This window comes from Vibrio sp. 2092 (assembly GCF_033339635.1).
GTDB lineage: Bacteria > Pseudomonadota > Gammaproteobacteria > Enterobacterales > Vibrionaceae > Vibrio > Vibrio alginolyticus.
This window is the reverse complement of sequence record NZ_JAWOUY010000001.1, coordinates 254,607-265,597: the sequence shown is the minus strand read 5'-3', so window position 1 is coordinate 265,597 and position 10,991 is coordinate 254,607. Positions and strand designations below refer to the sequence as shown.

General features: G+C 37.2%; 12 protein-coding genes. 10 read left to right on the top strand and 2 right to left on the bottom strand.

Going from position 1 to position 10,991, the window contains the following annotated elements; genetic code table 11:
• Positions 1–180: 180 nt before the first annotated feature.
• From R7P80_RS01645 to R7P80_RS01600, 10 genes are all read left to right on the top strand, one after another.
• Positions 181–861 (top strand): hypothetical protein, encoded by a 681-nt coding sequence (locus R7P80_RS01645; RefSeq protein ID WP_318096602.1) that lies wholly within the window; start codon positions 181–183, stop codon positions 859–861.
• Between the two features lie 77 nt (positions 862–938).
• Positions 939–1,157 carry a hypothetical protein gene (locus R7P80_RS01640; protein WP_038129273.1) on the top strand — a complete coding sequence of 73 codons (219 nt, stop codon included), beginning with the start codon at positions 939–941 and terminating at the stop codon, positions 1,155–1,157.
• Between the two features lie 2 nt (positions 1,158–1,159).
• The gene (locus tag R7P80_RS01635) at positions 1,160–1,618 is read left to right on the top strand and encodes a hypothetical protein (RefSeq protein WP_318096600.1); all 459 of its coding nucleotides are present in this window, start codon (positions 1,160–1,162) and stop codon (positions 1,616–1,618) included.
• Between the two features lie 7 nt (positions 1,619–1,625).
• A complete protein-coding gene (locus R7P80_RS01630) occupies positions 1,626–3,227 on the top strand; it encodes a hypothetical protein (protein WP_318096598.1) in 1,602 nt (533 codons plus the stop codon).
• Positions 3,224–4,909, top strand: a complete 1,686-nt coding sequence (locus R7P80_RS01625) for a GspE/PulE family protein (protein WP_020331488.1) — start codon at positions 3,224–3,226, stop codon at positions 4,907–4,909. Before R7P80_RS01630 ends, R7P80_RS01625 begins: the two co-directional genes overlap by 4 nt.
• A gap of 3 nt (positions 4,910–4,912) precedes the next feature.
• Positions 4,913–6,094 (top strand): type II secretion system F family protein, encoded by a 1,182-nt coding sequence (locus tag R7P80_RS01620; protein WP_045592718.1) that lies wholly within the window; start codon positions 4,913–4,915, stop codon positions 6,092–6,094.
• Positions 6,095–6,096: 2 nt separating this feature from the next.
• Positions 6,097–6,438, top strand: coding sequence for a GIY-YIG nuclease family protein (locus tag R7P80_RS01615; RefSeq protein WP_318096595.1), 342 nt, complete (start codon positions 6,097–6,099; stop codon positions 6,436–6,438).
• 14 nt (positions 6,439–6,452) lie between these two features.
• A complete protein-coding gene (locus R7P80_RS01610; RefSeq protein ID WP_318096594.1) occupies positions 6,453–7,127 on the top strand; it encodes a hypothetical protein in 675 nt (224 codons plus the stop codon).
• Complete coding sequence (locus tag R7P80_RS01605) at positions 7,120–7,527, top strand: hypothetical protein (protein ID WP_045592715.1); 408 nt, start codon at positions 7,120–7,122, stop codon at positions 7,525–7,527. The genes R7P80_RS01610 and R7P80_RS01605 overlap by 8 nt, the downstream gene beginning before the upstream one ends.
• Positions 7,520–7,906: a hypothetical protein gene (locus R7P80_RS01600; RefSeq protein ID WP_118895356.1), complete on the top strand. Its 387-nt coding sequence runs from the start codon at positions 7,520–7,522 to the stop codon at positions 7,904–7,906. The genes R7P80_RS01605 and R7P80_RS01600 overlap by 8 nt, the downstream gene beginning before the upstream one ends.
• Here the strand turns inward: R7P80_RS01600 and tmk are convergent.
• Both tmk and R7P80_RS01590 read right to left on the bottom strand, forming a co-directional pair.
• Positions 7,901–8,515, bottom strand: a complete 615-nt coding sequence (tmk, locus tag R7P80_RS01595; RefSeq protein WP_020331493.1) for a dTMP kinase — start codon at positions 8,513–8,515, stop codon at positions 7,901–7,903. The two genes, R7P80_RS01600 and tmk, sit on opposite strands and share 6 nt — an antisense overlap.
• A complete protein-coding gene (locus R7P80_RS01590; protein ID WP_318096591.1) occupies positions 8,515–10,926 on the bottom strand; it encodes a RecQ family ATP-dependent DNA helicase in 2,412 nt (803 codons plus the stop codon). The genes tmk and R7P80_RS01590 overlap by 1 nt, the downstream gene beginning before the upstream one ends.
• Between the last annotated feature and the right edge of the window lie 65 nt (positions 10,927–10,991).

Genomic DNA, 10,991 nt, shown 5'->3' with positions numbered 1-10,991 from the left:
GTTGCTGCTGACGGTACTTTCACTGATGCAAACCTAGTAGCTGGCGCTGGCTCTGCTGATGTTGATGTTGATGCAATTGACGTTAGCTCTGGCACTGCTAAAGCTAAAGTTCACATGACTATCTAATAGTCTGAAACAAACAGGCCGCATTCATATGCGGCCTTTTTTATTGGTGGTTTTATGGTAAAGATATCCGCTGAACAATGGGCGTTAGCTGCTTTAATTGGTGAGGCTCGGAGAAGATCAAATGAAAATAAAAGAAATATCTCCAGAGACCGAGGAAGAGATAAAAACATTCTCAATGATCTAATGGGTTCTATAGGTGAGTTAATTGCAATCAAATGGTTTGGTCAGTACCTATCTAATGATGAAAAAATTAACGCACTTAAAAATATGTTTAGCTTGGGTGGCGGAAGTAAACATACGTATGCCGACCTCTTTTTGGATAACCATCCTGGCAGACTACGTATCGATGTTAAGACTTTCGATTGCGCACCTAATAAAAGGTTCTTTGCAATCAACAAAAAAAAGCACATGAAGCTCTTAGGGCGGTGTGATGGTTATGCTTGTTTATTGCTACCAAGATTATCGCATCAAGCCGCATTTATACCGTTTGTTCCTTACGACGATGTATCTAAGTGGGAGCTGAAAAGTCTGGGTGGTTATGGAGATCCTTCACACAATATTGCTATCACAGAGTTCATTAAAAAGTACTCAAGCACGGAAATTTCATTAAAGGATTTGCAAGCGTTCTCACGATACCAAGACTCTGATATTAAGAGTAAATTATCGAACAGTGAAACAATAAATAAATTCTTAAGCCTATGTCCAGAAGCTGCTTTTTTATTGATAAAACATTAATTACTTCATTGACATTAATAAGAACAATAAATAACATATTCAAATAAATTAATTATAAAAAATATTAGGAAAACAATATGAACGCAATAATAAAATTAAAAGGTTTCTTAGACTCTAAAGGCATGATTTTATCGGATTATATCCTTGCACTATCTGCCATTGCTTACGGTAGTTATACGTGGGACATGCTGTTTCTAGTTGCAGGCTGGCTGGGTTTAGCATTGGCTACCTATAGACCTTCAAGAATTGCTGATCATCTAGTTGCAAAAGTGGTAAAGAAGCCTAGAGCGATCTAATTATGGGGCATCTAATTATTACGATTATCTCCATTGCCGTATTTGCCGCTTTTTTAACTGCTGGGGCTAACTACATAAACCCCACAGTTATAGATGATATTGGAAGTAAGACTCTAATAAAATCATCACTGATTCAATACTCGTCTGGAGTTATGAATTACAAGATGATTCACAGCAAATATCCTACTGGTACTGATCAGTTCATACCAGACATCATTTCTCAACCAAAACTACCAAAAAACATGTCGCTTTCTCAGTTTGAAAATAACCATGTTAATGGGACTGTAGAGCTGTGCTTCGATGTAGAGATAAAAGCTGAAAGCTCACTGAAAATGTTAAAGGCAATCAGTGGTGATGAGCTTCAAGGAAACTTCATTATTTCAGATACCTGCGGGTCAAAAACTGAAGTTTTGCCAGTAACTTTTCCTGTAAATAAAAAGATAACATATATAATAAGGTAAAAATGTAATGATTCATTTGATGGTGCTTGCGCTCATATTCATGGCTTTTGTGGGAGCCATTGGTTTTAGTTTTATGAATATGACACATTCAACTAACATGCTTTACTCCACCCAATCTGATAAAGATATTACTAGCAAATGGGTCATTGCGTTAGAAAACGACAGGGTTGAGGATCCAACTACTGGCAGGCTGATCGCGCCATTCGGATTGAACTTAGAGCAAGACTACAATGGAAACGGAATAAGCGATATTAGTTTTCATGTGCTTCCTGACGGGTATGGTTTACCTAAAGTAAACGCTTTTGGTCGTTACTATGTATACTGCCCTATTGGAGAAAGTATTGGTGGTGTTGGTTATGAATCAGCAACTGTAAAAACAGGTAAAATTGAAGGCGACCTTAGCACTTACAATGTTTCATTGCTTACTGTAAATGGTAAAAAGTATGTGGCTGAATCCAATCTAAATATTGATTCTTCAATTAACAAAAAATCTATTTCAGCACTTATTCTATCACCATACTCTAAAGACAGTAATGCCCCTTCCTGCTCTGAAGTTAAGCTGACAGATGGTATTTATACAGTTCCTGGCGCTATAGTTACAGCTATCTCGTCAGAGCAGGCTTCGAATGACAAAATCACCAAAACTATACCTCTATTATCAGGAAATGCGCAGGACTTATCTGCAATGTCCAGCGCATGGAAAATGGGTTCGGCAATCCAGTACAACATAATGATTGACCCTGACACATTCACTGTTTCTGGCGATATAGACTTCTGCTTTAGTAAAGATATTTACCCTAGAAAGGTTTATCTAAACGGTTCCTTTGATGGTTCCAACATTTCACAACTTACAAGTGCATCATCATCAAAGATAAAGCTTTGTAACGCATCACTATACGTAAAAGACCTATCGTTAGATGGCATCTATATAGATGCCTTGAATAGCACAATTTATGTTGAAGACAGCAACATTAATGATATGAACGCAGTCAATAGTGAATTTGTTGTTAATGGAACCGTAAACATGACTGCTGGCATTTACGATAATGTTTTGAGCGTTAGTAGTGGCAAGGTAAATGTAAAAGATTCGACATTAAACTTCAGAGTTAAAAATAATAACGGAAGAGTCGTTTCTTTAGATGGTTCTAAACTAGACATAAACTCTTCTTCTGTAAATGTTATTACTTCTGGAGCCACGGATAATCTAAAGTCAGCGATCTTTATCGATGAATCATCCAGTGTAGCAATTAAAAAATCAACACTAAATATTTCCACTAAAGCAAACTATTCCCCAATTGTAAATCAAGGGAAAATGGATATAATTGGAAGTGATATAAATATCTCTAAAAGTAAATACGCAATAACATTAAAAAATGGTGGTCAGTTAGGTTTGTCTGAAAGCACGGATTTAAGCCTAACAGGTGTAAACGTAACAGCGATTGTTGATGAGTCTGGTCTAGGTGTTTATGGTGATAACGCTAATATTACATCTGAAACATGTTGGACTGGATTGTTATTCTCCGATTCTATTAGTAACACCAGCGGAACTTCTGAAAGCGTAAATAATAAAATTACAACAAATAGAAGTAATTGGAACTGTAACCAATGAATAATAAAGTAAATTCCAGCTCAAGAAACGAACAACTAAAAGAGCATCTATTAAAGAATAACTTAGTGACTGATAAAGAGTTGAAAGCCAGTGAAATGGAGTCTTCCGTCACTGGTAGAAAACTTGGTCATATCCTCGTTAAAAACGGATTCATATCTCAAGATGTGTATGTTGATTCCATGCTTAAAATCTCTCAAGACGGTCTTGAGCATGAAGAAATAATTCTTGCTCATGTCCCAACTGAGATATTAGTTAAGACGAAAACTAAAATTTCCGCAGACACTGTTAAAAATGTTTACATAAGCACTTTTACTGATGAAGCCATAGTTAGGTTCTTACTTAAACCCTACTTTCCTGCTCAAGAAATTGTTTTTATTGAGTCGAGTCTGGAAGCTATTGAATCCTATCTGGATAAGCTTGGAGAATCGAGTGATGAAGATGGGCTTACTCTAGAAAGCCTTTTAAGAGATTGCATTATTAAGGGTGTATCTGACATACACATAAACCCTAAAGTTGAGTCATACACGATTTTAGTTCGATATCTTGGTGTTCGAACACTTTATCACGAAGGTGAGCTTGAAGAATATCAAGTCTTGACCTCAAGGATAAAGGATAAATCAAGAATTGATATGGCTGAAAGGCGAATCCCACAAGATGGTGGTTTTTCGATTGAGCATGATGGTCGCATGGTTGATTTACGTGTTGCTACCGTAGTGGAAACCAATGGTGAAACAATCGTAATGCGTATTCTTGACCCTCAGAATGCCAATAAAAAAATTGATGATTTGGGTATCGAAGGAATTAACGAGTGGAAGAAAGGCGCAAGCTTGATCAATGGAATCAACCTTATTTGTGGTGCTACGGGTTCAGGTAAAACTACCACCCTAAATGCTACAGTTAAAGGTTTGGATAAGATTTCAAAAGCAATATTTACCGCTGAAGACCCTGTGGAATATCAAATTCCTTACATAGTTCAATGTAATATGAATGATGCGGTTGGATATAACTATCCTAGAGCACTTAAAGCCTTTATGCGTTCGGATCCAGACATCATTATTTTGGGTGAAATTCGTGATGAAGAAACAGCGCGTAACGCAGTTAAAGCGGCGGAAACAGGTCACTTGGTGTTTGCGACAATCCACACTAACTCAATTTTAGGCGCATTTAACCGATTTAGGGATATCGGCGTTCCTCCACATGAATTAAAAGATATCTTGCGCTCTGTATTGTGCCAAACCCTGATTAGGACTCTTTGTTTATCATGTGGTGGCTCTGGTTGTCCTAAATGCTTGGATTCTGGGTATTCAGGTCGAACAATCGTTTCTGAATGTTATTACTTCAATACTGATGAAGAAATTGAAAAGGTTCTTGTTGAGAAAAAACCCCTTTGGAAAACAATAATCCAAAACGCATTTTTAAAGTATGAAAAAAGCATTACTAATTTCAAAGAGATTGATCGTGTATTTGGTGACAAGGGTCTTTCAATGCTTGAATATGAATTAATGCGTAGAATGCTAAAGAAAGTTAGCTTGACGGAAAGCGCTAAATTCTTAGAATATAACACATATCAAATAAATGAAATTAAAGAGTCACTTTCTGATTTAGAGCCAAACTGGAAAGATGAATTTGAAGAAAAATATCAATTATTAATAAAAGATAACCTTCACATTACAGAACTATAAAAAATGAAATTATTTAAATGCGTTATAGAACATAAAGGGAAACTGATCACTAGAGAGATTGAGGCTCCTGACCAGCTTGATGCAATGAAAATTGCCAAGACATATGGAAAGGTCATATCTTGTAAAAAAGCCTTCTCAATGGGCAAGTGGGAGCCAGCATTTGAAACTGCTGACCGACAAATCTTTCTTCAGCGATTAGCCGCGATGACAGGCTCTAAAATGCCTGTCTCTGAATCTTTGGCTTTAATGGAATCAACATTTAAAGGAAAAATAAAAAAGATTTCATCAAGGCTTCTTAGGCATATTTCTACAGGTAAAAGCTTACCAGATGCAATTGAGTCTCTTGGTCCAAAAGAGTTCCCTGCAACAACAGTTGCCCTGATCAAAGCGGGAATCATCGGCGGTGATACTGCATCTGCCCTGAGAAATGCAGCGGATTTTGAAATCGAAATGGATCGAATTAAGCGTGAAAGTGGCGCTGGGATTGGTAGTGCTTTAACGGGCTTTTTCTCTGCTGTGGGTATTACATTTGGTACAACACGATATATGGGTCCCCAAACGCTTGAATCAGACCTTATGGTAATTGCTGGTGACTCTATCGATGTAGACTGGGCGATCACTCTAGGCAAGTTCTGTGAAGTAATGATGGGGTCATTTGCCCTAATGATGTTTGTATTGTGGGCAATGAATAAATGGGGTAGAAACTTTGCTCCACTTTTAGTAGATAAAATCATTCTAAAGATCCCTTACTACAAAGATCTCGCATTATCTAAAAACTCATACATTGCTCTATTTGGCTTAAGTATGCTAACGAAATCAGACGTGAGAATGCAAGAGGCACTCTACCTCTCTGCTAGCGTTGCTGAAAAGGGTCAATTAAGACAGGAGCTAGTAAACTCAGCAGATGCTATTGGACGCGGCGCTGGTAGAGACTGGGCTATGGAGTTGAAATCTTTGCACCCAACCGATGTTGCCGCACTTTCATCATCAGAAGACAGAAAAAATATTGCTCTTTCTCTCGATGCTATTGCGATTCAATATAAGAACATCTATGGCGCGAGAGTGAGAATGCTTGCACCAATTCTTCAGGGTGTTTCTGTTGTATTCCTTTGTCTAGCAGGCGCAGTTCTCTTCGGACTTACCATTGTACCAATGATGCAGTTTGCAACTGCCGACTTGGGGTAATTATGGATGGTTACATTTACATCCTATCTAATAAGGCAATGCCTGGAATATTAAAGATAGGAACAACTACAGATATTGAGGGCAGATTGTCCTCATTATTTAATACGAGTGTTCCTTACCCATTTGATCTTCTTTTCTATAGCCAAGTAATGGAATCATATAGAGCTGAAACTGAAATTTTCAACAGATTAAACGCATATCGTTGTAATGACTCTAGAGAGTTTTTCGAAATCGATTTAGACAAAGCAAAAGCTGTTGTATCTTCAGTAATTGAAGAAATCAATGGACTGTATGTTGATGAGGAATTAGATAGATATTACAATGTGTGGACATGTCCTGATTAATAAATGAAATAAATATGAAAAGTAATATGAAATCTAAAATTATTGCCTTAAGCATTGCTTTTGCCTCTGCTTCATCTTTCGCAAATGGTGGCTCACTCGACAAAGTTGGTGTTTTCGATGACGCTTATAGCGGGTTCCAGCTCCTAAGAAAACCACATAGCCAACAAGAGAAAATTGTTGCTGAAAACACTAAAGAAGAAAACGATCTTCTCCTGTCAAGCTTACAGTCTCTTTCTGTATTAAAAACTGAGCACAGTCAATCTGAAGTAGAAGATGCAATTTTCTATATAATGAAAACTCAGCATGAAGAGCTAAAAAGTAAGTGGGATGATAATGTCACATTCAATGGCATAAAAATTTACCAAGACGACAACATGGTAAATTATGAGCAGTATAGTTTTGATCCAGAAACTCCAATGGTAAATAAAAACCGAATTAAGAATGGATTGCCTCCTGTTAGCTATGACGGTTTACCAATTCAAATTTGTGCTTTAACCAAAAATGTAAGTTCTTCAAAATTTGAAATTCTTTCAACTCAAGTTGATGCATTTATCAATTTATCTCGTTCAGGGCTAAGTAAAGAGCAAGCTTGCTTGAGTGAGTCAGATGCTAATAGTTACTGGGTTGAAAGACAGAAAGATTTCGTGGATCAATATTTAAATTACACTCCGAGATACCGTTATGAGTAATTTGCATCAAAGTGACGTAGAGGTTATGGATGGATTAAAGGACACGATTAAAAACTACCTTGCTAAGAAAGGATACTCTTCACCAGACTTTTCGTATTTGAACTTTAACAACGTTATGATTTGCAATCTTTCAGTATACAAAGGAAATTATAAGCAGATCATGAGCGAAGCGTACTGTGAGTGGTGCGCAAATTCTGGATTCAAAGAGGAATGGTTAAAAATCAAGTTTTTCTATCCTGACGTTCATCAGGAAGTGAAAATTATCGGCTTGGATTTGGATGGCGGTGAACACTGCATCAGACTAATTACTTCAGATGGTAGAGAATTCAATGCTCACCCAACAAAAGTTAAAGAATACATCCTTGTTTCTATTGGTGGTGGCTTAGATTTAAATGAGTAGCGATGTACAATTTTTATTGAATGAAACTTCAAAAATTGAAGATATTGTTCGTAATTTGCCAGGATTAATCCTTAATAAATTTGATATTAAAAATGAAAACGGTGAAATATCAATCTCCATTAAGGTTAAGAATCTTTCCGAATACGAAAACTTCATTCGCAACGAATACATCAAATATGCGAACCGATATAGACTACCAATAATGGCTATTGATGAAGTATTAATTGCAGATAATGGCACCTTTAAAGTCCTTGGATGGGAACAAAAAAATAGGCTTTATCCTATAATTATAAGGGAGCTTGATACTTTTAATGAATATAAATTGAGCATAAGTCAGTTCCATAATCTTTATGATAATGCATTAAAAGAGCCGCTATAAGCGGCTCTCATTATCCAAATGGTTCTTTATTCTTTCGAACACTTCGTCCATTGTTCCTACCCCATCGATACAAATAGCGTGTGGGTTGAGCCAACAGTATTCTTTGTATCTATTTCGAATCTTATCGAAATCCTCTTTACCGTTAGGATCAAGTCTGTTCCTTTTCCCTCTACTAATCATTCTTTCCTCATACGTTTCATATGGAATATCTAGAACGAATGTAAGGTCTGGTTCACACTTAAAACCTATCGCCTTTTTAAGGGCGTTGTATGAGCTAAATAGACTATTGTCATTCATACATTGGTATACATAGGTTGATGGTTCAAATCTATCACAGACTACGAATTTGCCTTTTTGAAGATTTTCCTTAATTTTGTTCTTATAATGCTGATTTCTAGAAGCTAAAAATAAAAGCATCTCTGTTTCACTATGGATAACCTCTTCAAAGGAATCGTCTAAAAGCACACTTCTAATGGCTTCAGCAGCAGGAGTGCCTCCTGGCTCTCTAGTAATCTCAACATCAAAACCTAATGAAGCAAAGTAAGAGCAAACTCTTGATATTTGTTCACTTTTACCTGCTCCATCAACACCTTCAATAACAATAAACATTAAATTTCAAGCTCCGAATCTTTTTTATTATCTTTATTAATCTCTTGAAGGATGTATTTTCCATATTTTTTGGCTCTGCGCAACGTCATACCGCAATTTGTAAGATCATCAATTGATGTTGGCATCTTTTCAGAAATTGCTTTCGCAACATTCTCACTAAAGATAAGCATTTCGTTTTCATCGAAAGTTTGTGCAAGTTTTGCTCTCAATGTCATTAAGCCATTAACAGAAGAAGTTTCCACAACATGAACATCATTGCCTTCATGTTCCGCGTTCACATTCGGACTCTTTTCAGTATCTTCTTTGCCAGAATTCGAATTATCGGAAAATGGAGCGTCAATATTATTCAATGATATATATCCACTGATTGTCGCAATGATGTCATCACCATACATTCTGATTCTTTGATCAGATATATCACATTGCGACATTGACTCCTTGTTCAGCGGCTTGATAGTAGCAAGCTTTCTTGCCGCTCTATCGCTGAAGATCATGTGTGGAGGGTAAGACCTCTTCATTGCTAACAAGCTACGCTTTTCAAGAATGACTTTATAAAGCTCTGGGTCATATATCTGCTTAACTTTCATTACGCCAGCTTCATTGGACTTCTTCACTGTTCCAAAGTCGCTGATCACTCTTTCTTGGCTTTTACCTTCTAAAAGCTCTTTTCCTTTTGGAGTGATCTTGTAGTTACCCTCCATTTTAGATACGTGGATGATCTGGTCATCAATCATATCCTCCATCAGTCTTTTGACCTTAATTGTAGTCATATGCTTTAGAAGACCGAACTGGTTGAGTTGGTCGTAGTTTCTTCTAATTAATGACTCTTTTTGGAGACCTACAAGAATATCAGCATACCTTTGAGTGGTAAGTTGACCATTTGTGTCTTCAATCAAAGATAAGGCAGCTCTTAAATCTTCGTCGCTGTACTTGCTGATTTTTTGCCCTTCCAAGCTCTTTTCAAGGCATGAAGAACACGTACCACAGTTATCTTGATGAGAGTCACCAAAATACTTCATAATCGCAGTGCGCTTACACAGTTTAGTTTGGCAGTATCGCTCCATAGTGTTTAGCGCTGCTTGTGTGGTCTTTCTTCGCTCTTGAAGGTAGTCTAAGTCTAAAGGAGCCTCAATGTTCTCGATTGACACTTCTACGCCCAAATAATCGCCTTCAGAGCCTTTCATCTTAATAACACCCTGGTCTTCTAGGATGTTCATGATGCTTTGAACTTCGTATGCGCTAATCTTTTCCGCTACAAAATCTGAAATAGTTTCAAATTTCATGTAATCAACACGATCACCAACTAACTGGAAGAGTGCATTTCTTACAGCAATTACATTCGCTATTGTTGGATATGACGTTGCAATAAAGAACTCATTTAGCACCCTATCCTTTTTGCTGTATAACAAGTAAGCATCAGAATCTTTTCCGTCACGACCAGCCCTACCCGCTTCTTGATAATAGTTTTCAAGGTTTTGCGGCATGTTAAAGTGTATGACTGCTCTGACAGTTGGTTTATCAACCCCCATACCGAAAGCATTCGTAGCAACAATAGTTTTCAAGCGGCTTTCAATGAAAGCGTCTTGTACGCTATTTTTCTGTTCTGGTGTTAATTTACCGTGATACACACCAACATTAAGCCCCCTTGAATTCAAGCTTGCACCTAATGTTTCAGCCAGCTTTACTGTTGGGACATAAATTATTGTATCCTGACCTTTATGATGGTCTAACAATTCTGTTAGTGCCTCAGTCTTACTGTTCGGTTCTTTTACATGGAATCTAATGTTTGGTCTATCAAAGTTACCAACTTGAATATATGGATCTTCCATCCCAAGAGTTTGAAGGATATCTTCGCGCACCCTTTCAGTTGCTGTAGCTGTATACGCCGCTCTAGGGATTCTACGATTTTGAACCGACTCAATTTTCTGTAACGAATCATTTATTCGAGAATATGCAATACGGAAGTCATGCCCCCACAAAGACGCACAGTGCGCTTCATCGATTGCAATAAATGAAATCTTAGCTCTCGCCAAGGCTTCAAGCATTTTCTCGTCCTCTAGCCTTTCTGGAGCCATGTATACAAGTTTGTATGCGTTTTCACCAGTTAGTCTAACGCGGTTGAAGATTTCTTGAGGCTCTAAAGAAGAGTTGATGTATGTTGCAGGAATATTTCTTTTAAGCAAATTATCAACTTGGTCTTTCATCAATGAAATAAGTGGGCTAATTACCACACACGTTCCATCGAGCGCCAATGCTGGAACTTGGAAACAAATTGACTTACCACCACCTGTTGTCATGATGGCTAATGAGTCTTTACCACTGATTACATTATCAACAATTTCGGCTTGCCCTGGTCTAAACCCGTCATAGCCCCAATACTCTTTAAGAATTTGACTTGGATCTTTGTTCATTTTTTATTCTCATTTATTCTATTTGCTTATTATACCACAATTTATTTTATGTATTAATACTGATT

Bases quoted from the DNA above. Each gene is read 5' to 3' on its own strand.
- R7P80_RS01640 (WP_038129273.1), top strand. From the start codon at position 939: ATGAACGCAATAATAAAATTAAAAGGTTTCTTAGACTCTAAAGGCATG.
- R7P80_RS01605 (WP_045592715.1), top strand. From the start codon at position 7,120: ATGAGTAATTTGCATCAAAGTGACGTAGAGGTTATGGATGGATTAAAG.
- R7P80_RS01630 (WP_318096598.1), top strand. From the start codon at position 1,626: ATGATTCATTTGATGGTGCTTGCGCTCATATTCATGGCTTTTGTGGGA.
- R7P80_RS01620 (WP_045592718.1), top strand. From the start codon at position 4,913: ATGAAATTATTTAAATGCGTTATAGAACATAAAGGGAAACTGATCACT.
- R7P80_RS01635 (WP_318096600.1), top strand. From the start codon at position 1,160: ATGGGGCATCTAATTATTACGATTATCTCCATTGCCGTATTTGCCGCT.
- tmk (WP_020331493.1), bottom strand. From the start codon at position 8,515: ATGTTTATTGTTATTGAAGGTGTTGATGGAGCAGGTAAAAGTGAACAA.
- R7P80_RS01645 (WP_318096602.1), top strand. From the start codon at position 181: ATGGTAAAGATATCCGCTGAACAATGGGCGTTAGCTGCTTTAATTGGT.
- R7P80_RS01600 (WP_118895356.1), top strand. From the start codon at position 7,520: ATGAGTAGCGATGTACAATTTTTATTGAATGAAACTTCAAAAATTGAA.
- R7P80_RS01625 (WP_020331488.1), top strand. From the start codon at position 3,224: ATGAATAATAAAGTAAATTCCAGCTCAAGAAACGAACAACTAAAAGAG.
- R7P80_RS01610 (WP_318096594.1), top strand. From the start codon at position 6,453: ATGAAAAGTAATATGAAATCTAAAATTATTGCCTTAAGCATTGCTTTT.
- R7P80_RS01590 (WP_318096591.1), bottom strand. From the start codon at position 10,926: ATGAACAAAGATCCAAGTCAAATTCTTAAAGAGTATTGGGGCTATGAC.
- R7P80_RS01615 (WP_318096595.1), top strand. From the start codon at position 6,097: ATGGATGGTTACATTTACATCCTATCTAATAAGGCAATGCCTGGAATA.